General features: G+C 63.6%; 25 protein-coding genes. 14 read left to right on the forward strand and 11 right to left on the reverse strand.

The genetic code is table 11. From position 1 onward, the window contains the following. Nucleotides 1-18 precede the first annotated feature (18 nt). Nucleotides 19-489, forward strand: a complete 471-nt coding sequence (locus Q8L25_RS19020) for a PaaI family thioesterase (RefSeq protein ID WP_308925758.1) — start codon at nucleotides 19-21, stop codon at nucleotides 487-489. Here Q8L25_RS19020 and Q8L25_RS19025 read toward each other — a convergent pair. Next, nucleotides 468-1,370: a LysR family transcriptional regulator gene (locus tag Q8L25_RS19025; protein ID WP_308920863.1), complete on the reverse strand. Its 903-nt coding sequence runs from the start codon at nucleotides 1,368-1,370 to the stop codon at nucleotides 468-470. The genes Q8L25_RS19020 and Q8L25_RS19025 overlap by 22 nt on opposite strands. Before the next feature lie 75 nt (nucleotides 1,371-1,445). Here Q8L25_RS19025 and Q8L25_RS19030 point away from each other — a divergent pair, with 75 nt between their 5' ends. From Q8L25_RS19030 to Q8L25_RS19040, 3 genes are read left to right on the forward strand one after another with little or no spacing between them, the layout of a single operon-like run. Beyond that, nucleotides 1,446-2,846, forward strand: a complete 1,401-nt coding sequence (locus tag Q8L25_RS19030; protein ID WP_308920864.1) for an MFS transporter — start codon at nucleotides 1,446-1,448, stop codon at nucleotides 2,844-2,846. A gap of 51 nt (nucleotides 2,847-2,897) precedes the next feature. Then, nucleotides 2,898-3,680, forward strand: a complete 783-nt coding sequence (locus Q8L25_RS19035; RefSeq protein WP_308920865.1) for a hypothetical protein — start codon at nucleotides 2,898-2,900, stop codon at nucleotides 3,678-3,680. 11 nt (nucleotides 3,681-3,691) lie between these two features. Continuing rightward, nucleotides 3,692-4,000, forward strand: coding sequence for a hypothetical protein (locus tag Q8L25_RS19040; protein WP_308920866.1), 309 nt, complete (start codon nucleotides 3,692-3,694; stop codon nucleotides 3,998-4,000). Nucleotides 4,001-4,058: 58 nt separating this feature from the next. On the opposite strand, the gene Q8L25_RS19045 is transcribed toward Q8L25_RS19040, so the two are convergent. From Q8L25_RS19045 to Q8L25_RS19055, 3 genes are all read right to left on the reverse strand, one after another. After that, nucleotides 4,059-4,691, reverse strand: coding sequence for a carbonic anhydrase (locus Q8L25_RS19045; protein WP_308920867.1), 633 nt, complete (start codon nucleotides 4,689-4,691; stop codon nucleotides 4,059-4,061). A gap of 161 nt (nucleotides 4,692-4,852) precedes the next feature. After that, nucleotides 4,853-5,251 carry an RcnB family protein gene (locus Q8L25_RS19050; RefSeq protein ID WP_308920868.1) on the reverse strand — a complete coding sequence of 133 codons (399 nt, stop codon included), beginning with the start codon at nucleotides 5,249-5,251 and terminating at the stop codon, nucleotides 4,853-4,855. A gap of 150 nt (nucleotides 5,252-5,401) precedes the next feature. Then, nucleotides 5,402-6,214: an SDR family NAD(P)-dependent oxidoreductase gene (locus tag Q8L25_RS19055; protein WP_308920869.1), complete on the reverse strand. Its 813-nt coding sequence runs from the start codon at nucleotides 6,212-6,214 to the stop codon at nucleotides 5,402-5,404. A gap of 55 nt (nucleotides 6,215-6,269) precedes the next feature. On the opposite strand from Q8L25_RS19055, the gene Q8L25_RS19060 reads away from it, so the two are divergent. Beyond that, nucleotides 6,270-6,665 carry a helix-turn-helix domain-containing protein gene (locus Q8L25_RS19060; RefSeq protein ID WP_308920870.1) on the forward strand — a complete coding sequence of 132 codons (396 nt, stop codon included), beginning with the start codon at nucleotides 6,270-6,272 and terminating at the stop codon, nucleotides 6,663-6,665. An 18-nt stretch (nucleotides 6,666-6,683) separates the two neighbouring features. Here Q8L25_RS19060 and Q8L25_RS19065 read toward each other — a convergent pair whose 3' ends face one another. Together Q8L25_RS19065 and Q8L25_RS19070 are read right to left on the reverse strand one after the other, a co-directional pair. Then, nucleotides 6,684-7,457 carry an alpha/beta hydrolase gene (locus Q8L25_RS19065; RefSeq protein ID WP_308920871.1) on the reverse strand — a complete coding sequence of 258 codons (774 nt, stop codon included), beginning with the start codon at nucleotides 7,455-7,457 and terminating at the stop codon, nucleotides 6,684-6,686. Further along, a complete protein-coding gene (locus Q8L25_RS19070; protein WP_308920872.1) occupies nucleotides 7,454-8,470 on the reverse strand; it encodes a M14 family zinc carboxypeptidase in 1,017 nt (338 codons plus the stop codon). Before Q8L25_RS19070 ends, Q8L25_RS19065 begins: the two co-directional genes overlap by 4 nt. 186 nt (nucleotides 8,471-8,656) lie before the next feature. On the opposite strand from Q8L25_RS19070, the gene paoA reads away from it, so the two are divergent. Genes paoA through paoC form a run of 3 tightly spaced genes read left to right on the forward strand, consistent with a single transcriptional unit; the run spans nucleotide 8,657 to nucleotide 12,518 of the window. Continuing rightward, entirely contained in the window at nucleotides 8,657-9,331 is a 675-nt protein-coding gene (paoA, locus tag Q8L25_RS19075; protein WP_308920873.1) for an aldehyde dehydrogenase iron-sulfur subunit PaoA, read from the forward strand. Then, nucleotides 9,328-10,323 (forward strand): xanthine dehydrogenase family protein subunit M, encoded by a 996-nt coding sequence (locus Q8L25_RS19080; protein WP_308920874.1) that lies wholly within the window; start codon nucleotides 9,328-9,330, stop codon nucleotides 10,321-10,323. Before paoA ends, Q8L25_RS19080 begins: the two co-directional genes overlap by 4 nt. Then, complete coding sequence (gene paoC / locus Q8L25_RS19085) at nucleotides 10,320-12,518, forward strand: aldehyde oxidoreductase molybdenum-binding subunit PaoC (RefSeq protein WP_308920875.1); 2,199 nt, start codon at nucleotides 10,320-10,322, stop codon at nucleotides 12,516-12,518. Before Q8L25_RS19080 ends, paoC begins: the two co-directional genes overlap by 4 nt. 16 nt (nucleotides 12,519-12,534) lie before the next feature. On the opposite strand, the gene Q8L25_RS19090 is transcribed toward paoC, so the two are convergent. Then, entirely contained in the window at nucleotides 12,535-14,193 is a 1,659-nt protein-coding gene (locus Q8L25_RS19090) for a methyl-accepting chemotaxis protein (RefSeq protein ID WP_308920876.1), read from the reverse strand. A gap of 336 nt (nucleotides 14,194-14,529) precedes the next feature. Between Q8L25_RS19090 and Q8L25_RS19095 the strand changes: the two genes are divergently transcribed. The 5 genes from Q8L25_RS19095 to Q8L25_RS19115 all read left to right on the forward strand — a co-directional run bounded on the left by Q8L25_RS19095 (nucleotide 14,530) and on the right by Q8L25_RS19115 (nucleotide 19,344). Further along, entirely contained in the window at nucleotides 14,530-14,829 is a 300-nt protein-coding gene (locus tag Q8L25_RS19095; protein ID WP_308920877.1) for a type II toxin-antitoxin system HigB family toxin, read from the forward strand. Continuing rightward, a complete protein-coding gene (locus Q8L25_RS19100) occupies nucleotides 14,826-15,248 on the forward strand; it encodes a helix-turn-helix domain-containing protein (protein WP_308920878.1) in 423 nt (140 codons plus the stop codon). The genes Q8L25_RS19095 and Q8L25_RS19100 overlap by 4 nt, the downstream gene beginning before the upstream one ends. 144 nt (nucleotides 15,249-15,392) lie before the next feature. After that, nucleotides 15,393-15,911, forward strand: a complete 519-nt coding sequence (locus tag Q8L25_RS19105) for a sigma-70 family RNA polymerase sigma factor (protein WP_308920879.1) — start codon at nucleotides 15,393-15,395, stop codon at nucleotides 15,909-15,911. Further along, complete coding sequence (locus tag Q8L25_RS19110) at nucleotides 15,908-16,870, forward strand: DUF4880 domain-containing protein (protein ID WP_308920880.1); 963 nt, start codon at nucleotides 15,908-15,910, stop codon at nucleotides 16,868-16,870. The genes Q8L25_RS19105 and Q8L25_RS19110 overlap by 4 nt, the downstream gene beginning before the upstream one ends. A gap of 92 nt (nucleotides 16,871-16,962) precedes the next feature. Then, nucleotides 16,963-19,344, forward strand: a complete 2,382-nt coding sequence (locus Q8L25_RS19115; RefSeq protein WP_308920881.1) for a TonB-dependent siderophore receptor — start codon at nucleotides 16,963-16,965, stop codon at nucleotides 19,342-19,344. 2 nt (nucleotides 19,345-19,346) lie between these two features. Here Q8L25_RS19115 and Q8L25_RS19120 read toward each other — a convergent pair whose 3' ends face one another. After that, entirely contained in the window at nucleotides 19,347-20,537 is a 1,191-nt protein-coding gene (locus Q8L25_RS19120) for a DUF2252 family protein (RefSeq protein WP_308920882.1), read from the reverse strand. A 126-nt stretch (nucleotides 20,538-20,663) separates the two neighbouring features. Between Q8L25_RS19120 and corA the strand changes: the two genes are divergently transcribed. Beyond that, nucleotides 20,664-21,650, forward strand: coding sequence for a magnesium/cobalt transporter CorA (corA, locus tag Q8L25_RS19125; protein ID WP_308920883.1), 987 nt, complete (start codon nucleotides 20,664-20,666; stop codon nucleotides 21,648-21,650). Between the two features lie 8 nt (nucleotides 21,651-21,658). On the opposite strand, the gene Q8L25_RS19130 is transcribed toward corA, so the two are convergent. From Q8L25_RS19130 to Q8L25_RS19140, 3 genes are all read right to left on the reverse strand, one after another. Further along, a complete protein-coding gene (locus Q8L25_RS19130; RefSeq protein WP_308920884.1) occupies nucleotides 21,659-22,150 on the reverse strand; it encodes a hypothetical protein in 492 nt (163 codons plus the stop codon). Between the two features lie 132 nt (nucleotides 22,151-22,282). Continuing rightward, a complete protein-coding gene (locus Q8L25_RS19135) occupies nucleotides 22,283-22,753 on the reverse strand; it encodes a GNAT family N-acetyltransferase (RefSeq protein ID WP_308920885.1) in 471 nt (156 codons plus the stop codon). Next, nucleotides 22,750-23,166, reverse strand: coding sequence for a rhodanese-like domain-containing protein (locus tag Q8L25_RS19140; RefSeq protein WP_308925759.1), 417 nt, complete (start codon nucleotides 23,164-23,166; stop codon nucleotides 22,750-22,752). The genes Q8L25_RS19135 and Q8L25_RS19140 overlap by 4 nt, the downstream gene beginning before the upstream one ends. Nucleotides 23,167-23,239 lie beyond the last annotated feature (73 nt).

Genomic DNA, 23,239 nt, shown 5'->3' on the forward strand with positions numbered 1-23,239 from the left:
CTACCCATGAGCCTGCCGATGCCGCCAGCCCTGGCGCCAGATATTGCCGAGCGCGTGCGCGCCAGTTTTGATTTGCAGAACGCCATGGTGCTGATACGCGCCAGCCTGCCCGTGCTGGGCCATGGCAGCGCCGAAATCCATGTGCCGCACTGGAGCGGTATCGAGCAGCAGCACGGTTTCGTGCATGGCGGGGTGGTGGGCATGATCGCCGATTCGGCCGCCGGTTACGCGGCCATGACGGTGGCGCCAGAGGGCGCTTCCGTGCTGACGGTGGAGTACAAGATGAACCTGCTGGCGCCCGCCGATGGCGACCTGCTGATTGCGCGCGGCAAGGTGGTGCGGCCCGGGCGCACCCTGATCGTCACCCAGGCCGAAGTGTTTGCCGTGCGCGATGGGCGTGAAACGCTGTGCGCGCTGATGCAGCAGACCATCATGGCGATGCAGGGCAAGGCTGAAAAGCCGAAGGGTCAGCTCGGCCTGGCAGGGTAGCGCAAGGCCTCCACCATCAGCGTAAACGCCGGCGTCGGATGGCGCCGGCTCGGGTAGTACAGCTTGTAGCCGGCATACGGCGGGCACCAGTCTTCCAGCACGCGCAGCAAGGTGCCGGCGGCCACATGGGACGCGGCCACATCCTCCGGCATGCAGGCCAGGCCCAGTCCGCCCAAGGCCGCCTGCAGGCGCACGGCCAGGTTGTTGTAGACCAATTGTCCTTCGACCCGCACATTGATTTCCTTGCCGTCTTTCGCGAACTCCCACACGAACAGGCCGCCATGCGTGGGCAGGCGCATGTTGATGCAGTTATGCAAGGTCAACTCCTGCGGCGTGGCCGGCTTGGGGCGGCTGGCGAAATAGGCGGGCGCGGCAACGATGGCCATGCGAAAGTCGCCGCTGATGGGCACGGCGATCATGTCCTTGGCGACCTGCTCGCCCAGGCGCACGCCGGCGTCGAAACGGTTGGCGACGATATCGGTCATGCCGTTGTCCACCACCACTTCCACGTTGATGTCGGGATACTGCGGCAGCAGGCGCGCGATCGCCGGTTGCAGCACCGTCAGCGCCGAGTGCTCGCCGGCGCTGATGCGAATGGTGCCGGCAGGCTTGCTGCGCCGTTCGCTGAGCATGGCCAGTTCCGATTCGATCTCGTCGAAGCGGGGCGCCACCGTGCGCAGCAGGTGTTCGCCATCTTCCGTCGGCGAAACGCTGCGCGTGGTGCGCACCAGCAAACGCAGGTCCAGCCGCGCTTCCAGGGCGCGAATGGTCTGGCTCAGCGCCGACTGCGACACGCCCAGCCTGGCTGCTGCCTTCGTGAAACTGCCTTCGCGCGCCACCGCCACGAAGGCCAGCAAGTCGTTGTAATTGGTCTGGGCCATTGATTAGCTATCCTAATAAGTTCATGCGGACTTTAGCATCTAGTCGCTACAATCGCCAGCGTTTATAGTGGAGGCATGACAAATTCCACCGCCCCCGTTTCCAAGAACGCCATTCTCGCCATTATCCTGGTCAGCTATGTGATGATCGTGCTCGACACCTCCATCGTGCTGACGGGCCTGCCCAATATCCGCCGTGACCTGGGCTTCGGCGACACCGGCCTGGCCTGGGTGCAAAGCGCGTATACCCTGAGCTTTGGCGGCTTCATGCTGCTGGCCGCGCGCGCCGGCGATACCTTCGGCCGGCGCCGCATGCTGATGCTGGGCCTGTCGCTGTTTACAGTAGCCTCGCTGGCGATCGGCCTGGCCCACTCGCCGGTCGCCATGGTTGCCGCGCGCGCCATCCAGGGCCTGGGGGCCGCCATCCTGGCGCCCTCGACCCTGGCCTTGCTGCAAACCACCTTTGCCGAAGGACGCGAACGCACGCGCGCCATCTCGCTGTACAGCGCGGTGGCCGGCATCGCCGCCAGCGTCGGGCTGGTACTGGGCGGCGTGCTGGCCGAATGGCTGTCGTGGAGGGTGGGTTTTTTTATCAACCTGCCGATCGGTATCGCCATGCTGTGGGCGGCGCGCCGTTTTATCCGGGAGAGCGAACCCGTCAAGGGCCGCTTCGACGTGGCCGGCGCGGCCAGCTCCACCCTGGGGATGACGGCGCTGGTCTACGGCCTGATCCGTTCGGCCAGCGCCGGCTGGGGCGATACCTGGACGCAAGCCTCGCTGGCGGCCGGCCTGCTGTTGCTGGCGGCGTTTATCCTGATCGAAAAGCATGCGGGCCAGCCCATCATGCCGCTGCGCCTGTTTGCCAGCCGCCAGCGCTCGGCTGCCTATGCGGCGCGCGTGCTGTTCCTGGGCGCCATGATCGGCTTCTTCTTTTTTGGCACGCAATTCCTGCAGGTGGTGCTGCATCTTTCGCCGTCGCTGACGGGCCTGGCCTTTTTGCCGATGACGCTGGTGAACTTTGCCATGGCGCTGCGCGTGCCGGCGCTGACGCGGCGCTTCGGCAATGCGCCGCTGCTGGCCACCGGCCTGGCCTGTACCCTGGCCGGCATGGCGTGGCTGAGCCTGGCCGGCGGCGATACGCCGTACTGGCTGGGCGTCGCGCTGCCCATGGTGCTGATCGGCGCAGGGCAGGGCATGACCCTGAGCCCGCTGACGGCGGCCGGCATCGCGGGCGTGGCCAAGGCGGATGCGGGCGCCGCCTCCGGCATCGTCAATGTGGCGCATCAGTTGGGCAATTCGCTGGGCCTGGCGGTGCTGGTGGCCGTGGCCGCCATCGGCGCCGGCGCCAGGACGGGCGTGGCGCTGATGGCGCACCGCGTCACTTTTGCGCTATCGAGCGCTGCCGGCATGCTGGCGCTGGCCTTGTTGCTGGTGCTGGCCCTGCTGGTGCGCCCTGGGGGCAAGAGGGCTGGTCTATAATCGCGGCGACGCTGCCAACGGTGGCGCGGCATATGGACGATGGAAACGCGCATGCACAAATTGATTTCTGAACTGGCCAGGCTGTACCTGGCCGACGGCCAGCAGGACACGGATGGCCAGCCTGTCACGCCAGAAGTGCTGGCGCGCCAGGTGTCCGGCGGCCCGGCCGTCACCGCCCAACTGGTCAGCGAGACCGGCCAGGTGCGCGCATTGGTGCTGGAATTTGGCGGCAAGGGCGGCGGCGACAAGCACTGGAGCGACTTGTGCGCGATCGCCAATGCCCTGCAGCATGAGCTGGACCTGCCGGCGCCGGCCGTCAGCATCTCTGGCCGCACCTCGTTTTACCTGTGGCTGTCGCTGGAAACCCCGGTGCCGCTGGCGCAGGCGCAGCAGTTCCTGCAATTGCTGCGCGCCGTATTCCTGCCCGCCAGCACCGATATTCTGAGTGCCGCGCCGGCCGCCTTCCTGGAGTCGGTCGAACTGCCGCCGTGCCTGCAGCCCTCGGGCAAATGGGCGGCCTTTATCCACCCCGGCATGGGCGCCTCGTTTGCCGACGAACCGGGCCTGGACATGCCGCCGCCGTTGCAGGCGCAGCTGGGCTTCGTGGAAAGCTTGCGCAGCATGACAGCGGCGCAGTTCGCCAAGGCCCTGGCCGTGCTGCAACAGCATGCGGGCGTGGCGCCGGTGGCCGCGCCTGTAGTTGTCACCGCGCCCGTCATCAAGGCGCCGCCATCCAGCGGTGGCTTGCTGCTGCAGGACGCCACGCTGGAAGATATCGTGCAATGGCTGCATGCGCGCAATATCGAGCCCACCTTCCGCCACCGCCTGCCTTGAAGGAGGGCCCCATGACGCCTGAACTGGCGATTGCCATTGTCGAAGCGCGCCTGCTGGGACCGCATTCCATTCCCGTCAGGATCAGGACCCGGGATGAAGTCACGGAAGCGGAGATTGCCGAGCTGCTGGCGGCGGTGGATTTCCTGATCGTGCACTACCGGGATCAGGACACCGTGCCGAAGAGGCTGGCGGCCGCCTTTGTCGATATCTACAACGGCTTTGTGCAGGCCGGCGGACAGATGAGTGAGGAGCAGGCGCAACGCCTGGAGGATGTGGCGATAGCCTTGCAGGACAAGGCGTATAGGCTGTTTGGGGTCTGATCCTGCTATCGTTGCCGGTACCGCTGGAATGCCCGGCTTGTCTTGTTGGCAATCGTGCTCAAAACTGCGATGCCGGGTGGTCCGCGAGTGGGACGAAACTTCCTGTAGACTCATCGAGCGCATCCAGGGAACCATTCTCGATATCGTAGACCCAGCCATGGAGACTGAGCCGTTTTTGCGCGATGCGCACGGCTACCGAGGGATGCGTGCGGATATTATTGAGCTGTGCGACAACGTTGGCGCGTACCATGCCGTCGATCCGCGCCTGTTCCGTTGGATGGTCGAGTGACTCGTTGATCATCCGTGCCGCATCGGCATGGCGCAGCCAGTTCTTCACCGCAGGCATATGGTCCAGGCAAGCGCAGGTGGCGATCGCTTTCATTGCGCCACAATCGGAGTGCCCGCAGATGACGATGTCGGTAACATTCAGGGCGGAAACAGCATATTCGACCGTCGCGCTCACACCCCCTGGTTCCGGGCCATAGGACGGCACGATGTTGCCAGCGTTGCGGATCACGAAAAGCTCGCCAGGCTCGCGCTGCGTCACCAGTTCGGGCACCATCCTGCTGTCCGAGCATGAAATGAACAAGGCCTTGGGCGTCTGTCCTGTTGCCAGTGTTTTGAACAACTCGCGGCGCGCAGGAAAAACTTCTTTTTGGAACCGTAGAAACCCAGCAATGATGTCGCGCATAAATATGAAGAGGAATGGTCGGTTGAATTGATATTATCGCCGATGCGGCGTAGTTGAGACAGCTCGCGTGTTGCAGGCAAACCATGGCCTGGATGTGGAACTCTTGTGTAAAAAAAGCCGCGCCCCTTTCGAGGCGCGGCTTTTGCTGATGCGAACAACGATCAATTCGACAGCAGTATCTGCGTAATCACGCCGGTGGCAATCGCGGCCAGCACATAGTCATTGCCTGCACGCACCCATTGGTGGCCGCGTGGCGGCGCGTTCAGGTGGCGGGCTTTCCAGTCGTTGACGACGTAGCGCTTGTCTCGGTATTCCTGGCTCAGGCGCTGGCCGCGGCGCAGGTCGTGCCTGGGGCCGCCGCCGCGCGAGTCATCGCGCCTGAACTTGCGCGCATCGTCATGGCGGCCATCGCTGTCATGCTGCTGGTATTGCTGGCCGTGGTCGTTACGGTCGTTATGGTCATTGCGGTCATGCGAGTCGTTGCCACGCTGGGCCAGGGCGCTGCCGCTGGCGGCGATACTGATTGCGATAAGGGCCGATACGATCATTTTCGATTTCATTTTTGTTCTCCTTGATAACACGGTTGCCATGTGGTGAATCCATTACACCGTGATTCCGTCCTAACAGATAAGACGTTCCCGTAAGAAATGTTACGAGACGTTTCACTCGTCTGTGACATTTGCGACCGTATGCTGGCGGCATTCGCATTCCTACAAAACCGGCGACATGCCACCATCGACCCGCAGGTTGGTGCCGGTAATGTAGCCGGCCAGCGGGCTCGCAAGAAAGGCCGCCACATTCGCGATGTCGTCGACCTGCCCGACGCGCCCGACCGGCACCTGCGCGAACAACGGCAGCACGGTGCGTTCAATGCTGGCCCATGGTGCGTCCATCTCCAGGCCATGCTGGGCCGCGACTTCACGGAATTTACGGTCCAGCGTGGCGCTGTGGATGGTGCCCGGGGAAATCGCGTTCACGGTAATGCCCTCGGCAGCAACAGCCTTGGCAAGCGATGCGGTCATCGCATTGATCGCCGCCTTGCATGCGGCGTAGTCGGGGCCGCCAGCTGGCGGCATCGTGGCGGCCAGGCTGGAGATATTGATTATGCGGCCCCATCCGGCCTGGCGCATGGCCGGCAGCAGGCGGCTGGTGACGCGCAGCGCGGCGAGCACGTTGCGGTCATACGTCGCAGCCCAGGTTGCCGGCTGTGTCGCGGTCCAGTCTTCCTTGACGGCACTGGAGCCACCGGCGTTGTTGATCAGGATATCGATCATGCCTGCCTGCCGGGACGCCTCATCGAGCAGGCCTTGCACGGCATCGTCGTTCGTCAGGTCGCCCAGCACCACGTGGGCGCGCCCGCCATGTCCGACGATGGCATGGGCGACCTCGTCGGCTTGAGTGCGGTCACGGCCATGCACGATGACGATGGCGCCTTCCAGCGCGAATTTACTGGCAATGCCGGCGCCGATCCCCTTGCTGCTACCGGTGACCAGTACCTTTTTTCCGTCCAGTTGCAAGTCCATGCTGCTGCCTTCCTTTCAGTGTGAGGAAGGTGGATGCTAGAGTGGGGCGATGAACATGACAAGTACGCACCTTTTTGTACCCATCGAGGTATCTTCCGCGCAGTATCGTGCAAATTGCCTCGGTCCGGACGGCGCCGTTGCCCACGTCAGCCGGGTGATCCGCATGATCCAGGGCCGCTGGAAGCTGCCGATCCTGTTCCGTTTGTATGCGGACGAGGCGATGCGCACGCTGCAAATGAAGCGAGACCTGCCCGGCATTTCGCAAAAGGTGCTGACCCAGCAATTGCGCGAACTGGTGTCCGATCTCCTTATCGAACGCATCGACTTCCATGAAAAACCGCTGCGCGTCGAATACCGCCTGTCTCCGCTTGGCCGTGAACTGATGCCGGTGCTGATAGCCGCGCGCGCGTTTTCGGTCCGGCACGCAGCCGAAAGCGGCGCCCAGGCTTGAAGGCACGGGCAAGAGGTTTTATCCGGTTTTTCGATCCACTTCGCCCAGCCATTGCGCCACCGTCTGCGCCACCCAGTCCGGCTGGTCGAGCGGCAAGTCGTGGCCCGCATCGGGATGGTTTTCAAACGCCGTTTGCCACGCTCGCGCCAGCCGGCGTGAACAGCCGGGATCGACCAGCCGGTCGCGGCTGCCCGCCAGTACCAGCAGCGGCATCGGAGGACGGCTGGCCGGGGCCCGAAAGCGTGCCGCCGACAGCAACTGGCGCAGCGCATTGCGCCAGCTGACGGGATATTGCCGCTGGTACGCCAGCCATTGCTCGACCAGCGCCGCATTGCCCGCGCCATGTTTGACACTGGTCAGCCTTAAAATCAGCGCCTCCTGGCTGGCCTGGCTCCCGAATAGCAACTGCCGCAGCAGGGCCGGATAATTCTGCCAGCGCAGCCGGCGGTAGAATGGGCTATAGGGCCGCATGCTGGTATTGATCAGTACGCACGAGGCGATTTCCTGCGGATACCTGCCGGCCCATTCGACGGCCACCATGCCGCCCAGCGACAGCGCCAGCAATCGATAAGGTGGTTTCAAGCCGCGCGCCAATAAATCCTGGCGGCAGAATTCCACCATCTCGGTCACGCGCGTGGCGCTGTCCAGCAGATGACGTTCGCCATTGCCGGGCAGGTCGGGGGTAATCATCCGCGCATCGGGCAGGGCGGAAGCCAGCGTGGCGGGAAACTCGCCCCAGTGGCGCTGCTCGCGCATCAGCCCGCGCAGCAAGACCCAGGTGTTGCCGTTCATGATTCGTACCACTGCGCCAGCGCGCGCCGGCGATGGGCCTTGCGCGCCAGTCCTTCCGGCATCCAGCGGCCGTGGCTGTTGGTGGCGCGCATCAGGAAGTCGAACCAGACCAGGTGGCCGCGCAGCACGCGCTGCAGGCGGTGGGCGGCCGTGGGGTTGAAGATGCCGGCGCGGTTGAACAGCTGGCGCGGGTTTTTCTTGACCCATAGCCAGGAACCCATTTCCAGGGTCAGCGGCAGGAACACGCGCGCGCTGTCGCAGGTCGCCCGCAGGTACAGATAATCCCACAGGTCGCCATGGGTGCGGTATTGCCGGCTTTGCGGCTCGAACACATAGTTGTGATTGGGATAGGTGCGGCTGTACAGCTCTTCCAGCGCGCCGATATCGGCCAGGTGGGCGATCGGCGTGGCCGTGTGCGCATGCGGAAACCAGATGCGGTCACGCAGGCCGAAACCGGAATGGCAATCGAGGGCGATGCTGAACTGGCGCGACAGCAATTCGCGTTCGACCAGGTCGCACACGGCCTGGCTTTCCACCTGCATCGGCGCGCCTTGCCGGCCCCGGTACCAGGGCAGCTTGTTGCTGTAGCGCTGGCCGCCCAGCAGGAAGGGCACCGGTTCGCTGGCCGACAGCGGCGCATTGCGCATCAGGTCCACGCCCTGCGGATTGCAGCGCGTGCCTTGCCACATGCCGCCCGGATTGACCAGCGGCATGAACACCAGGCGCATCGATTCGAGCTGCTGGTGCAGGGTGCTGTCCCATTGCAGGCGGGCCAGGATGCTTTGCAAAAAGGCGAGGATGACTTGCGTGCCGATGCGTTCCAGCCCATGGATGCCGCCAAAGAAGCCCAGCACGGGCACGTCGGGGCTGGGGTTGCCCAGCGCAATCGTATACACGGGAAAGTCGCGACCATCGATGGGGATGCTGCATGGTGCGGCCACTTCCAGGTGGCGGCCGCCTTCATCGATCAGGCGCTTGAGCATGACCAGTTCGGGGAGATTCTTTTCGATCATGGGCGACGCTGAAAAAGAAGGTGCACCAGTGTAGCCGATATGGCCGGGTTTCAGCCCGTCTGCGTTCAATAATGTACGTTCGCGTACAGACCTTTTTTCCTGCGGTCCTTACACTGATTCCTGGGCAGGCATGCGCCCACCCAGCCACTAGCAAGGCGCTACACAATCAGCCAGGAGGACGCAAGGATGGACAAGGTCAACAACAAGATGAGCGATATTAATACGGGCCGGCGCGATGTCCTGATTGCGGGGGCCTTGTCGGCCACTGCGGCGGCCATGCCCGGCATGGCGGCGGCGCAGGCGGCCAACACGGCGGCTGGCGGCACCGGCGCACCATCGGCGCCACCGGTAATGGCCGGCGTGCAGTTCGAAATCAACGGCAAGGCACATGCGCTGGAGCTCGACACGCGCACCACCTTGCTGGACGCCTTGCGCGAACACCTGCACCTGACGGGCACCAAGAAGGGCTGCGACCATGGCCAGTGCGGCGCCTGCACCGTGATCGTCGACGGCCAGCGCATCAACTCCTGCCTGAGCCTGGCGGTAATGCACCAGGGATCGAGCATCACCACCATCGAAGGACTGGGCACGCCGGGCAAGCTGCACCCGATGCAGGCCGCCTTCATCACCCACGATGGCTATCAGTGCGGCTACTGTACCCCCGGCCAGATCTGTTCGGCGGTGGCGGCGCTCGGCGAAATCCGGCGCGGCATCCCCAGCCATGTCAGTACGGACCTGAACGCGAAACCGGAAGTCACGCCCGAGGAATTGCGTGAACGCATGAGCGGCAATATCTGCCGCTGCGGCGCGTATTCGAATATTGTCGACGCGATTACCGACGTCGCAGGGAGGCCGGCATGAAGGTCTTCAGCTACCAGCGCGCCACCACGCCGGCCGAAGCGGCTGCCGCTTCGCTGCGCACCCCGGGCGCCAAATTCATTGCCGGCGGCACCAATCTGCTCGATCTGATGAAACTCGAGATCGAAGCGCCACCGCACCTGATCGACGTCAACGGCCTGGGCCTGGACCAGATCAGCGCCACGCAAGACGGCGGCCTGCGCATCGGCGCCCTGGTGCGCAACACGGCGCTGGCCGCCGACGACAAAGTGCGGCGCCACTACGGCGTGCTGTCGCGCGCCTTGCTGGCCGGTGCTTCGGCCCAGCTGCGCAACAAGGCCACCACGGCCGGCAACCTGCTGCAGCGCACGCGCTGCCCGTATTTCTATGACACCAACCAGGCCTGCAACAAGCGCAACCCCGGCAGCGGCTGCCCGGCGATCGCCGGCTTCAGCCGCCAGCTGGCCATCGTTGGCGGCAGCGACGCCTGCATCGCCACCCATCCTTCCGACATGGCGGTGGCGATGCGCTTGCTGGACGCCGGCATCGAAACCGTGCGCCCCGACGGCGCCACGCGCACCATCCCGATCGCCGACTTCTACCGCTTGCCGGGCAATACGCCGCAGATCGAAACGGCCTTGCAGCCGGGCGAGCTGATCACCGCCGTCACCCTGCCGAAACCGCTCGGTGGCACGCATGTCTACACCAAGGTGCGCGACCGCGCCTCGTATGCGTTTGCGCTGGTGTCGGTGGCCGCCGTCATCATGCCGGACGGCGCGGGCCGCGTGGCGCTGGGCGGTGTTGCGCCGCAGCCTTGGCGCTTGCCGCAGGCGGACCAGGCGATGGGGCAGGGCGCGGCCGCCGTCAGCAAGCTGTTGCTGGCGAACGCGAAACCGACCGAAGAAAACGCCTTCAAGGCCACCCTGGTGCAGCGCACCCTGGCTGGCGTGCTCAATGGAGTGCTCAATGGAGTACCCACGCAAGCGCGCGATACTGCGCAGAAAGTGACATCATGAAATTCACCACGCCCGCCACCACCAATCCCATCGACAAGCTGCGCTATATCGGCCGCGCCACCGACCGCATCGATGGCCCCCTGAAAACCACCGGCACGGCGCCGTATGCCTATGAACAGCACGAAGCGGCGCCGAACGCCGCCTACGGCGTGGTGCTCGGCGCGGCGATCGCCAAGGGACGTATCGCCTCGATGGATACCAGCGCCGCGCTGCGCGCGCCGGGCGTGCTGGCCGTCGTCACGGCCGACAACGCCGGCAAGCTGGGCAAGGGAAAAATGAATACCGCCAAACTGCTGGGCGGCCCCGAGATCCAGCATTACCACCAGGCGATTGCGCTGGTGGTGGCGGAAACCTTCGAACTGGCCCGTGCCGCGGCGCAGCTGATCGCCGTGAAATATACCGGGAGCAAGGGCAAGTACGACCTGGCGGCGGCGAAAAGTTCGGCCACCAAGCCCAAGGAAGACAAGCCCGACAGCAAGGTGGGCGACTTTGCCGGCGCCTTTGCGGCCGCACCCGTGCGTGTCGATGCGGTCTATACGACGCCGGACCAGTCGCACGCCATGATGGAACCGCATGCCTCCATCGCTTCGTGGAAGGGAGACCAGCTGACCATCTGGACCTCGAACCAGATGATAGACTGGGGCAAGGGCGACGTGGCCTTGAACTTGGGCATTGCCAAAGACAAGGTGCGCATCGTGTCGCCGTATATCGGCGGCGGTTTCGGCGGCAAGCTGTTCGTGCGGTCCGAAGCCGTGCTGGCCGCGCTCGGCGCGCGCGCCGCGCAGCGCCCGGTCAAGGTGGCGCTGGCGCGCCCGCAGATGATGAACAACACCACCCACCGTCCCGCCACCATCCAGCGCCTGCGCATCGGCGCCACGCGCGCCGGCAAGATCACCGCCATCGGCCATGAATCGTGGTCGGGTGACCTGGAAGGCGGCAAGCCGGAAACCGCCGTGATGCAGACCAGGCTGCTGTATGCGGGCGCCAACCGCATGACGGCCATGCGCCTGGCCGTGCTGGACCTGCCCGAAGGCAACGCCATGCGCGCACCCGGTGAAGCGCCGGGCCTGATGGCGCTGGAAATCGCCATGGACGAACTGGCCGAAAAACTCAAGATGGACCCGATCGCCTTCCGTATTTTGAACGACACCAAGGTCGACCCGGAAAAACCGAGCCGGCCATTCTCGCAGCGCCGTTTGATCGATTGCATGCGCACCGGTGCGGTGGAATTCGGCTGGAAGGACCGCAGCGCCACGCCGGGCAGCAAACGCGACGGCCGCTGGCTGGTCGGCATGGGCGTGGCGGCCGCTTTCCGCAACAATATGGTGATGAAGTCCGCCGCCCGCGTGCGCCTGAACGCCCAGGGCGTGGTGACGGTGGAAACCGACATGACCGATATCGGTACCGGCAGCTACACCATCATCGCGCAGACGGCCGCCGAAATGCTCGGCGTCGAGCTCGACAAGATCGTGGTGAAACTGGGCGACTCGGACTTTCCCGTCTCGGCCGGTTCCGGCGGCCAGTGGGGCGGTAACAGTTCCACCGCCGGCGTGTACGCCGCCTGCGTGAAATTGCGCCAGGCCATTGCCGGCAAGCTGCAGATGGATGCCGGCGAGGCGCGTTTTTCAGACGGCCAGGTCAGCGCGGGCGACCGCAATGTGCCGATCGCGCAGGCGGCCAAGGATGGCGAGATCGTGGCCGAAGACCATATGGAATACGGCGACCTGGACAAGAAATTCCAGCAATCGACCTTCGGTGCGCATTTTGTCGAAGTGGGGGTGGACAGCTACACGGGTGAAGTGCGCGTGCGCCGCATGCTGGCCGTGTGCGCGGCTGGCCGCATCCTGAATCCGAAATCGGCGCGCAGCCAGGTGATCGGCGCCATGACCATGGGCGCCGGTGCGGCCCTGATGGAAGAGCTGGTGGTCGACCAGCGCGGCGGCTTCTTCGTGAACCACGACCTGGCCGGCTATGAAGTGCCGGTGCACGCCGACATTCCGCACCAGGAAGTGATCTTCCTGGAAGAAACCGACCCCATGTCGTCACCGATGAAGGCCAAGGGCGTGGGGGAGCTGGGTATTTGCGGCGTGGCGGCGGCGATCGCCAATGCCATCTACAACGCCACGGGGGCCAGGGTGCGCGAGTATCCGATCACCCTGGATAAATTGCTGGACAAGCTGCCGGCAGTCGCTTAAGGCAAGCAGTCCGGCGTCAACCCAGCGCCGGTGCGCCGCCGGCCGGCAAGCTCAGCGTTGCCGGCTTGCGGCGTGCCGGCCGCGCCGCGCCGGGCGCAGGCTGCGCTTCCTCCGCCGCCATCACCACCGCATCGTCGACCGTAAAGAAGCCCACCACGCGCAGCAGGGTGGTCGCTTCGCTATGCACCGACTCGGCGGACGCGGCCGCTTCTTCGACCAGGGCCGCATTTTGCTGGGTGACATTGTCGATATCGGTGATGGCGGCATTGATTTCACCGATGCCCGATTCCTGCTCGGCGCTGGCCGAGGCGATCTGCGCCATGATGCCGGTCACGCGCTCCACGCTGGCCACGATCTCGGCCATGGTGTCGCCGGCCGCATGGGCCAGCACGCTGCCCGTCTCAATCTTGTCGACCGAGGCATTGATCAGCTGCTTGATCTCGCGCGCCGCCGTGGCCGAACGCTGCGCCAGGTTGCGCACTTCGCCGGCCACGACCGCAAAGCCGCGTCCTTGCTCACCGGCCCGGGCCGCTTCGACGGCGGCGTTCAGCGCCAGGATATTGGTTTGAAACGCGATACCGTCGATCACGCCGATAATGTCGACGATCTTTTTCGCCGCCGCGCTGATCGCATCCATGGTGTCGACCACGTCATCGACCACCGTGCCACCTTTTTTTGCCACCTGCGAGGCTGACAGCACCAGTTCGTTGGCCTGGCGCGCATTGCTGGTATTGCCTTTCACGGCGGCGGTCAGCTCTTCCATCGACGAGGCAGTTTCCTGCAGCGCGCCCGCCTGGTGCTCGGTGCGGCGCGACAGGTCCAGGTTGCCGGTCGACAGTTCGCGCGAGGCGGTGTCGATGGTGACGGCGCCGTCATGCACCAGCTTGACGGTTTCGCCCAGGCGCACCGTCATATTGTGCAAGGCATTGAGCAACTGGCCCACTTCATCGCTGCGTTCTTGCACCTCGACATGGCGCAGATCGCCCCTGGCGACGCGCTCGGCGATATTGACGGCATGCTGCAGCGGCACCACGATGCTGCGCGTGATCGCCCACGCCAGCGCGGCGCCCGTGATCAGCGCCAGCGCGCCAAATGCCAGCAGGGTGGCCACGCTGCTGTTGTACTGGCTGGCCGAGGCGGCCGCCAGTGCGTTGGCTTCCCTGGTCTGGTAGTCCAGCAGCTTGGACAGTGCCGCGGCATAGACGCCGAACGTGGTTTTCATGGTCGTGCCGGTCAATTGCTCGACTTCCTGGGTACGGCCCTGGTCCTTGAAGGCAAACACTTCCTTGCGCACGGCAAGATAGGCTTTCTGGCCCTTGGCGACCTCGTCAAACAGCGCCGCCTCGGTGCCGTTCCTGGGCAGGGCGTTCATTTGTGCCATCAGGCGCTCGACGGCCTTGTCGCCCAGTGTCAGCTGCGCCTGGAAATATTCGCCCGTTTCCAGGCTGTCGCTCTTGGCGATCGACATGGCGTTATTGCCATTGAGCTTGGCCGTGCCCAGCAGTTCGGAAGCGAGCTGCTGCTTGGCCAGCTTGTCCTTGACCAGGTAGTCGGTATTGTCATTGGCCGCATGCAGCCGCCACAAGGCGATGCCGGTAATGCAGGCCATGACGAACAACACCATGGCAAACGAGATCAGGACCCGGGGTCCGGTTTTCAACTGGATGAATTTCATGTTGTGGGTAACGCTTTTCGGTTGACTGCTGACGGATTGCTGATGAACGCAAGCGTAGCAGCCCAGTGTGACGCAATCATTACATCAAAGAAATTATATTTGTTGAAAAATCATTATTGCTTTTCGCTGGTGATCGTTCAGTAACGATGAATACATCAGCGTTTCATAGTGAATTACTTTTTGCGAAGTTCTCAAAATGCGATATACTGCACGCAGGAAAAGTAAGACATCCACTATCACTGACACGACTGCTAACACTGACACAAATTCAATAAGTCTTTTCCTAGGAGAAAAAATGAAATTAAATAAACAACATTTTTTAGGAAAGGGTATTCCATGTGGATTACCTCCAAAGCAGCGTTGGCGGCATTTTCTGAGAAGCATCCCGAAGCCAAGGATAGGTTGAGCGCTTGGTACAAGGTCATGGAAGCTTGCGGCGCCAATAATTTTACTGAGCTGAAGTCGACATTTAATACGGCTGATTATGTGCCTGCGAAGTACACCATTTTTGATGTTGGTGGGAATGCTTACCGCATCGTGACGGTGATCCACTACGACAAGCAGCGGCTGTTCATCCGCGCGATATACACTCACGCCGAGTACGATAAGTGGACTAGACAAAACCGAGGAAAATGAATATCCATAACCAGTTGAGCACCATGCCCGAGTTGACAAGGGCATGGACGACATTTCAGGATTGCACCGGTCTACGCCCAATCCGGGATAACGCTGACTTCATGTCTGTCCAGGAGTTGGCTAACCGGCTGGCCGATGACGTCGGCGACGATGAGTTGCATCCCCTGTATTCGCTGTTCGAGATCGTATTGGATATGATCTCGCGCTGGGAAGACGAGCACGTTGACATTGCATCGGCACCGCCGCGCGAAGTGTTGCGCCACTTGCTGGAGGCAAACAATCTCAGGCAAAAGGACTTGGGTGACATCGCGTCCCAGACATTGATCAGTGACATCCTTGCAGGCCGCCGCGAGATCAGCAAACGCTTGGCCAAGGCGCTCGCCACCCGTTTTCACGTTAATGTCAGTGCTTTTATCTGATGGTTGCTGTATGACTTGACGAGAGTTCAGGCGTAGTTACTTCATTGGCATGGGCATTCTGATTTGTTGCCTGAAATGCTGGGACATTCGCACTATCCTGCAATATAATGAGAATCATTACCATTGACGCCGCCGGATGTTCCCTTGTCTGCCTTGCCCCTGCCTCAGAACGATCATGCGCTGGCCGCCAGCCTGTTTACCGGCCATCAGGGCTGGCTGCTGCAGCGCCTGCTGGCGCGGCTGCGCAACCGGGCCGAGGCGGAGGATGTGGCGTCCGAGACCTTTTTGCGCATCCTGCATGCGGGCAGCCTGGCGGCGATACGCGAACCGCGCGCCTATCTGACCACGGTGGCGAAAAGCATCCTGCTGCAGCAATGGCGGCGGCGCGATATCGAGCAAGCGTATCTCGATACCCTGGCACAGCTGCCGGATGCCGTCCAGCCGTCACCGGAGGAGCGCGCCGTGCTGTTCGAATCGCTGGAGCGGCTGTCGCGCGCGCTCGATACCCTGTCGCCCAAGGCGCGCGCGGCATTCCTGATGAGCCAGCTCGACGGCCTGACCTATGCCGAGATTGCCGAAAAAATCGGCGTGTCCGCCAGCATGGTGCGCCAGTATATGGCGCAGGGCTTGCGCTGCTGCCTGGCGGTTGCGGGCAATCCATGACGATCCAGGAGCAAGCCATCCACTGGCTGGTGGAACTGCGCTCGGGCGACACCAGCGCGGTCCAGCAGCGCGACTTTGCGTGCTGGCTGGCGGCCGATGCGCGCCACCAGTCGGCGTGGCAGCGGCTGGGCCAGGCGGTCGATCACAGTTTCGGTCAGCTCGATACGGCGGGCGGGGCGCAGGCCGTCGAGCAGACGCTGGCCCGCGCGGCAAGCCGGCAGGGCCAGCGCCGCCAGTTCCTGCGTGGCGCCCTGTGCCTGGCGGGCATGGCCGCAGGCAGCACCTGGCTGCTGCGCGGCAGCCCTTTCGTGCCGGACTGGCCGGCCGACCTGCATACGGCGACCGCCACGCGCGGCCGGTTTACCTTGCTGGACGGTAGCGAGCTGGTGCTCGACGCGCGCTCGTCGGCCGATATCGACATCGGCTCGGCGCGCCGGAATCTCCGTCTGCGCCAGGGCCAGCTGCTGCTGACAAGCGCGCCGCAAGCTGGCGCGCCATTCGTGTTGAACAGTCCTCACGGCACGGTGCGTGCGTTGGGGCGCCGGCTGATGCTGCGGCGCGAGGAAGCGGGCACGGTGGCGCTGGCCTTGCAGGGCGGCCTGGAGATCGTCACCGCCGAGGGCGGCGCGGCACGTGTGTTGCGCCAGGGCCAGGCGGCCTGGTTCGATGGCCGGCAGTCGCGCTTGCTGCCCGGCATGCTGGCCATGCAGGCCGCAGCGTGGGAACAGGGCATGCTGGTGGCCGTCGACCAGCCGCTGGGCGAGCTGGTGGCGGCGCTGCGGCCGTATCGCCACGGTTATATCGACATCACGGCGCAGGCGGCGCAGCTGCGCGTGTCGGGCAATTACTCGCTTGACGACAGCGATGCGACCTTGCTGGCGCTGGCCGAAACCCTGCCGATCGAACTGCGGCTGGGCCCGGCAGGGGTGTGGGCCGGCATCACCATCAAGGCGGCTTGAACAATATTTTTACCCGCACACTGTCACTTTTCACGCGCCGCGACTCATACCAGGTGAAGCAGCACTTTCATTCACCCCTTTCCGAGTCCAGCATGCCACCATTGTCGATGCGCCAGATCTCCCTGGCTGTAATGTTGTTGTCCTGCGCCGCAGGCGCCACCGCACAAACCGCGGCACCAACCGCCATCCAAGCCGCCGCCACCCACCGCTACGATGTGCCGGCCCAGCCCCTGAACGCCAGCCTGATCGCGATCGCCAGCCAGGCCGGCGCGCGCATTTCGATTGCCGCCGACCTGGCGCGCGGCGTCAACGCACCAGCGGTGCAGGGCGAGCTGACGGCCGAACAGGCCATGCGCCGCGCGCTGCAGGGCACCTCGCTGTCCTTGCTGAAAACCGATAGCGGCGTTTATACCGTCACGCAAGGTACGCCACAGGCCGGCGCCACGCAGGAAGCGGCCGTGATGCCGGAAGTAATCATCACCACCAATTACCTGGGCCAGGTGACGGAAGACACGGGCTCGTACACCACCGGCGCCATCAGCACCGCCAACCGCCTGGTGCTGGCGCCGCGCGACACGCCGCACGCCGTCAGCGTGGTCACGCGCCAGCACATGGACGATTTCGGCATGGTGCAGCTGAGCGAGGTGCTGCAGCACACGCCGGGCGTGTACGTGCAGCATATCGACAGCGAACGCACGATTTATTATGCGCGTGGCTTTTCGCTCGACAATTTCAGCTATGACGGCCTGCCGTGGACGCGCGACGCCTCGCTGAACCTGGGCGAATCGCTGGCGAACATGGACCTGTATGACCGTGTCGAGGTGCTGAAAGGCGCGAATGCCCTGATGAGCGGGGCGGGCACGCCGGGCGCCACCGTCAACCTGATCCGCAAGAAGCCCACGCGCGAGCTGCGCGCGCTGGCCGACCTGTCGGCCGGGTCATGGGACAACTATCGCGGCATGGCCGACGTCGGCGGTCCGCTCAATGACAGCGGCAGCGTGCGTGCGCGCGCCGTGGCGTCCTACCAGGACAAGCACTCGTTTGTCGACCGCTACCAGCGCCGCTCGGAACTGGCCTACGGCACCGTGGAAGCGGACCTGTCGCCGCGCACCTTGCTGACCGTCGGCGCGGACTACCAGCACACGGTGCCGAAATACAGCGACTGGGGCGGCGCGCCGCTGTTCGACGCGACCGGCCAGCGCTTCTTCATGTCGCGTTCCTTCAATGGCGCGCCGAGCTGGAGCACGCAGCAGACGGAAGCCAAGTCTGTTTTTGCTTCGCTGGAACACACTTTTGACAGTGGCTGGATGGCCAATCTGCGCCTGATCCACCAGGCCAACAGACTGTATGCGCCGGTCGCCTATGTCGACCGTTTCCCCGACGCCAGCGGTGCGGGCACCAGGGTCACGGCGCGCCAGTTCAACAGCGACGCCACCAGCAATGGCGTCGATCTGTACGCCAGCGGCCCGTTTGCCGCTTTTGGCCGCCAGCATCAGCTGGTGGTGGGCGCCAACGCCTACCGCAAGCAGTCCGACAATCTGTACAGCCCGTATTACTCCATTCCGGTCCCCAATATTCATACCTACCGCGGCGACGTGCCGGAACCCATCTGGGCACTGGAAAAAAGCCGCGAGGTGATACGCCAGAAATCGCTCTACGCCACCGGCCGCTTTTCGCTGCCGCTCAATATGCACCTGATCCTCGGTGGGCGCGTGTCGTCGTATGACAACCTGAGTTCGCAGATCGACGAAGCGTCGATCTTCACGCCATATGCGGGCGTCACCTGGGCTTTTACGCCCACGTTGACGGCGTATGCCAGCTACAGCGATATTTTCAGCCCGCAAGACGCGCGCGACGTCAACAACAAGACGCTGGACCCGCAATTGGGCAAGAACTTTGAAGCGGGCGTCAAAGGCGTATTCCTGGACGGCCGCCTGAACGCCAGCGCCGCCGCCTTCGAAGTGCGCCAGGATAACGTGGCCGAGTATATCGACGAGGTCAACAAAGTCACCGGCCTGGACGCCTACCGCGCCATCGACGGCGTGCGTTCGCGCGGCGTGGAGCTGGAAGTGTCTGGCCAGCTGGCGCCGTGCTGGCAGTTGCAGGCCGGCTATACCCACAAGATCGCGCGCGGCCCGGACGGCAAGGTCAATACCTTGGCGCCGGAAGACCAGGTCAGCCTGTACACCACCTGGCGGCCGATGCCGCGCCTGACGATCGGCGGCGGCGCCCGCTGGCAGGCGAAGACCTGGCAAAGCACCTGGGCCGTCGTCGGTGACGGCTTTACCACCGTGCATCAAGGCGCCTACACGGTGATCGACGCCATGGCGCGCTACCAGGTGTCGGATAAACTGGCGCTGTCGCTGAACGTGAATAACGTGGGCGACCGCAGCTACTACGGCATCAGCACCGGCCGCCGCGTCAGCTATGGCGATCCGCGCAATGTGATGCTGAGCCTGAACTACCGTTATTGACCTCAATGCGCCTGTTGCCGCAACGCATAGTTACGGCAATGTTCGAGGTAGCCTGTTTCGTGGTGGGCGATCAGCTGCAGCACGCTGTTCCACAGCCACGACGGAATCGCGCTGCCGTCCTCGCGGCCTTCCTGCAGTTGCCGCACCCAGTGCATGCCGGTGGCCCAGTCCATCTGCCGCGCATGCGCGCAGCCCACCACATACGCCAGGTAACTGGCGGTGCTGGCCGCGTCTTCCACGCTCAGTTCGTCGATTTCCAGTTTCAGATCTTGCGGCAGCAGCTCGCGCACGAAAATGCCGCGGCCCAGAAAGCGCTGCGGCATGGTGCGTTCGCCCAGCGCCGGCGACAGATGGCGCGCACCCGTCACCACGCGCTTGGCGTTATCGCGCGGCATGCTGGAATCCGCGTAGCGCACGGAGGTGGCCTGCACCGCTTCCTTGATATCGATCAGGCAGTATTCGCCGTCGCCGATACCCAGCAGCACGGCGTAGCGCAAAAATCCCAGCGAACTGCAGCCCTTGACCCAGTAAGCCGCGTCGATCACTTCCAGCTTGACTTTTTTATGGCGTGATTTCAGCCGCGTCACCAGCGCGCGCAGGGCGGAGGACTCGCACAGCTCGCGGATGGCTTTCTTTTCTTTCTTTGAAATCGGCCAGAAGTTGCGCCCCATGGGGATGATGGGACGCGTTTCCAGGAAGCGCTCTTCCGCCAGTTCCTTCCACGAGCGCTGCTCGGCGCCGCGCAAGGCCATGCTGACGGCGGCGGGGCGGGGCAGGGTGCCCTGCAGTTCGGCTGGTAAAAAGGCGAACGCATAGCCCTTGAGCAGGTGTTGCAGCATGCTGGCCGTTACCACGCCGGGCAGCGAGGAGCCGCGCGCGGCCACTGCCAGCGACAGCGCCAGGCGCACCAGGTCGTGCGCGGGATTGCCGATCACGCTCTGGTCGAAGTCGCGGATCTGCAGTTGCACGCTGCCGTCCGCACTGGCCAGTGGGCCCAGGTTGCCCATATGGCAGTCGCCGCAGATCCAGATCGGCGGCCCTTCCGGCAGACTGTGGCCGGGCTGGGCTTGCAGCCATTCGTAATACTGTGCGGTATTGCCGCGTACATAAGCATGGGGCGAGCGCGCCATTTTCTCATCGCGCCGGTCCAGTAATACCTGGCGGCGCTCTTCGGGGGCGGGCAATCTGGGCACGGTGCGATCCTTTTTAGTGAGTATGCTTCATACTATGCCCGCAAGCATCATTCGGCTGTGCAATGCTTAACAGAATCATTACCCCGCCTGCGTTAAGCTGCATGCCTCTACACTTGGAATCATCGTATGGACCTGAGTCAACACGCCGCCGTCGTCAATTGCGAAGCCTATCGCCACGGCAAAAAAATGGCGCACTTCGAGATCGACAAGGTGGGCGAATTCCTTGGCGACCCCGATTGTTTCGTCTGGATCGGCCTGGCCGGGCCCGACAGCGCCGCCATGCGCGCGCTGCAAGCCGCTTTCGGCCTGCACGAGCTGGCGGTCGAGGATGCCGAGGGCGCGCACGAGCGGCCCAAGCTGGAAGAATATGGCGACACCCTGTTCATGGTGCTGCACACGGCCAGCCTCGACGGCCAGGCCATCGTCTACGGCGAAACCCACGTGTTTCTCGGCTGCCGCTTTATCATCACCGTGCGCCATGGCCCCTCGGCCGGTTACGCCAAGCTGCGCGAGCGCAAGGAAACCGTGCCCGAGAAACTGGCCAGCGGCCCCGGCTATGTGCTGTATTCCATCATCGATTTTATCGTCGACCAGTACCAGCCCTGCATCGACATGCTGCAGGCCAAGTTCCAGCAATATGAAACCCAGCTGTTCAAGCCCAGCCTGAATGAAGACAAGCTGCAGGATTTTTACCAATTAAAAACGGAATTGCTGAAGCTGGACGCGGCCGTCAATCCGCTGCATGAAATCTGCACCCAGCTGATCCGCTTCCATGGCGATATCGTGCCCAAGGAAAACCGCATCTATTACCGCGACATCCTCGATCACGTGAAACGCGTGACGCACACGGCCAACCAGATGCGCGAAATGGTCAACGCAGCCATGCAGGTGGCGCTGGGCCAGATCTCGATCCGCCAGAACGAGGTGGTCAAGCGCCTGGCCGCCTGGGCCGGCATCCTGGCCGTGCCGACCATGGTGTTCAGCCTGTACGGCATGAACTTCGAGTTCATGCCCGAGTTGAAATGGCGTGGCGGCTATCCGGCCGTGATGGTGGTGATTGTGGCCGGCTGTTATTTCCTGCACCGGCGGCTGAAGCGGGAAGGGTGGTTGTAGGCTTTATTTCAGTCCGTCATGACGATGTCGCGCAGCTCTCTGCCGTCGTAATACAGAATTCGGCACGATGCTTCACCAAAGCACAGTCCGATTGCCTGGTTGGCGATATGCACCGTCTCGCATGAACTACCCGGATGGCAAGCAGGCTGGTAGTCGCCAGGCACTATCATCGACAAGGCCGGCGGATTGGCATCGCCCTCGTTGTACTTGAACGATTTCAGCAGGCTGGAATAACCACCGCCAGGCGTAAAGGTGACCATCACCACGCCGACCAGCTGTTGGTCATCGTTGTACATCAACTGGACGTTATCGTCGGTATCGGCACTCTGGATATGGCCCCTGATGGACGGCAAGGGCATCATCCGCCAGCCTGGTGGCGTCTGTACGCCCACCTGCCCTTGGGCGTCGGCAGCGGTGGCGGCTGTCGTGGCGCCAAGCGTGATGAACAGGCAGGCGGCGGCGATCCGGGCGAACAGGCGAGGAAGGGGAAAGTGGCGCATGGCGAGCTCCGGTTGCATGCGGGCGGGTTGCCGCATTTGCAATCCATGCTAGGCAGTCGCGGTGCTGGCGTCAACCACTCTGGCATTACAAATCGGCAAGGTTCAGCGTTGCTGGCGATGGCCCGCCGTCAGTCAATCAAGGCACCGTATCCAGCCTTGCCACTGTGTATCGGGCGCGCCTCCCAGGCTGCGGTAAAACGCCTGCGCGCGCAGATTGCCTGGCAGCACATCCCATTTCAGGCGCGCGCAGCCTTGCGCCTTGCCTTCCTCCATGACAGCCGCCATCAGGGCGTGGCCGATGCCCAGGCTACGCGCGGTATGCTCCACATACAGTTCCTTGAGTACCAGGGTCGGCCGCAAGTCAAAGGTGAAAGTTATGGTGTAGACCACGGCGTGGCCGAGCAGGGCGCCGCTGGCGCTTTCGGCGACCAAGGCCGTGAATTCCTGCCGCGATTCAACGCCCAGGCCACGCTCGAGCAGATCGTTTTCGCTGACGCGGAACTGGTCAAGATAGCCTTCGAAGCGCGCCGGTCCGCGCATCAGCGCAAGCAAGGCCGTGGCATCGCGCCGGTCCGCGCGGCGCACCGTGTACAGGCTGGTCATGCTTGCGCGGCAAGGTCGTCGGTTGCCGTGTCCAGCGCAAATCCTTCATCGATCCAGCCCGTGATTCCTCCTGGCATGATCTTCACGGGCCGGCCCAGCCTGGCCAGGCGGATCGCGGCGCGCGCGGCGCCGTTGCAGTGCGGGCCGGCGCAATAAGTGACGAACACGGTGTCGTCGGGGTAGTGCGCCAATTTGCTCTTGATGATTTTTCCATGCGGCAGATGGGTGGCGCCGGGAATATGGCCGGCGGCGAACTGCGCCGGTCCGCGCACGTCGAGCAGCACGAAGTCGGCGGTGCCGGAGGCCAGCGTGTGGTGGACGTCCCAGCAATCGGTTTCAAATTGCAGCATGGCTGCAAAGTGGGCAAGGGCGACGGCTTGCGGTGCTGCGGGGACTTCGGTAACGAGCGACATGGTGTTTTCCTGGTTGGTTGCGGTGGGATGATTGTCGGCGGCGGGCGCCGCCTGGAATAGTGGCGTGAATGCC

Origin of the sequence: Janthinobacterium sp. J1-1 (assembly GCF_030944405.1) — a bacterium.
In the GTDB taxonomy this organism is placed as follows: domain Bacteria; phylum Pseudomonadota; class Gammaproteobacteria; order Burkholderiales; family Burkholderiaceae_D; genus Janthinobacterium.

Bases quoted from the DNA above. Each gene is read 5' to 3' on its own strand.
- Q8L25_RS19020 (WP_308925758.1), top strand. From the start codon at position 19: ATGCCGCCAGCCCTGGCGCCAGATATTGCCGAGCGCGTGCGCGCCAGT.
- Q8L25_RS19025 (WP_308920863.1), bottom strand. From the start codon at position 1,370: ATGGCCCAGACCAATTACAACGACTTGCTGGCCTTCGTGGCGGTGGCG.
- Q8L25_RS19030 (WP_308920864.1), top strand. From the start codon at position 1,446: ATGACAAATTCCACCGCCCCCGTTTCCAAGAACGCCATTCTCGCCATT.
- Q8L25_RS19035 (WP_308920865.1), top strand. From the start codon at position 2,898: ATGCACAAATTGATTTCTGAACTGGCCAGGCTGTACCTGGCCGACGGC.
- Q8L25_RS19040 (WP_308920866.1), top strand. From the start codon at position 3,692: ATGACGCCTGAACTGGCGATTGCCATTGTCGAAGCGCGCCTGCTGGGA.
- Q8L25_RS19045 (WP_308920867.1), bottom strand. From the start codon at position 4,691: ATGCGCGACATCATTGCTGGGTTTCTACGGTTCCAAAAAGAAGTTTTT.
- Q8L25_RS19050 (WP_308920868.1), bottom strand. From the start codon at position 5,251: ATGAAATCGAAAATGATCGTATCGGCCCTTATCGCAATCAGTATCGCC.
- Q8L25_RS19055 (WP_308920869.1), bottom strand. From the start codon at position 6,214: ATGGACTTGCAACTGGACGGAAAAAAGGTACTGGTCACCGGTAGCAGC.
- Q8L25_RS19060 (WP_308920870.1), top strand. From the start codon at position 6,270: ATGACAAGTACGCACCTTTTTGTACCCATCGAGGTATCTTCCGCGCAG.
- Q8L25_RS19065 (WP_308920871.1), bottom strand. From the start codon at position 7,457: ATGAACGGCAACACCTGGGTCTTGCTGCGCGGGCTGATGCGCGAGCAG.
- Q8L25_RS19070 (WP_308920872.1), bottom strand. From the start codon at position 8,470: ATGATCGAAAAGAATCTCCCCGAACTGGTCATGCTCAAGCGCCTGATC.
- paoA (WP_308920873.1), top strand. From the start codon at position 8,657: ATGGACAAGGTCAACAACAAGATGAGCGATATTAATACGGGCCGGCGC.
- Q8L25_RS19080 (WP_308920874.1), top strand. From the start codon at position 9,328: ATGAAGGTCTTCAGCTACCAGCGCGCCACCACGCCGGCCGAAGCGGCT.
- paoC (WP_308920875.1), top strand. From the start codon at position 10,320: ATGAAATTCACCACGCCCGCCACCACCAATCCCATCGACAAGCTGCGC.
- Q8L25_RS19090 (WP_308920876.1), bottom strand. From the start codon at position 14,193: ATGAAATTCATCCAGTTGAAAACCGGACCCCGGGTCCTGATCTCGTTT.
- Q8L25_RS19095 (WP_308920877.1), top strand. From the start codon at position 14,530: ATGTGGATTACCTCCAAAGCAGCGTTGGCGGCATTTTCTGAGAAGCAT.
- Q8L25_RS19100 (WP_308920878.1), top strand. From the start codon at position 14,826: ATGAATATCCATAACCAGTTGAGCACCATGCCCGAGTTGACAAGGGCA.
- Q8L25_RS19110 (WP_308920880.1), top strand. From the start codon at position 15,908: ATGACGATCCAGGAGCAAGCCATCCACTGGCTGGTGGAACTGCGCTCG.
- Q8L25_RS19115 (WP_308920881.1), top strand. From the start codon at position 16,963: ATGCCACCATTGTCGATGCGCCAGATCTCCCTGGCTGTAATGTTGTTG.
- corA (WP_308920883.1), top strand. From the start codon at position 20,664: ATGGACCTGAGTCAACACGCCGCCGTCGTCAATTGCGAAGCCTATCGC.
- Q8L25_RS19130 (WP_308920884.1), bottom strand. From the start codon at position 22,150: ATGCGCCACTTTCCCCTTCCTCGCCTGTTCGCCCGGATCGCCGCCGCC.
- Q8L25_RS19135 (WP_308920885.1), bottom strand. From the start codon at position 22,753: ATGACCAGCCTGTACACGGTGCGCCGCGCGGACCGGCGCGATGCCACG.
- Q8L25_RS19140 (WP_308925759.1), bottom strand. From the start codon at position 23,166: ATGTCGCTCGTTACCGAAGTCCCCGCAGCACCGCAAGCCGTCGCCCTT.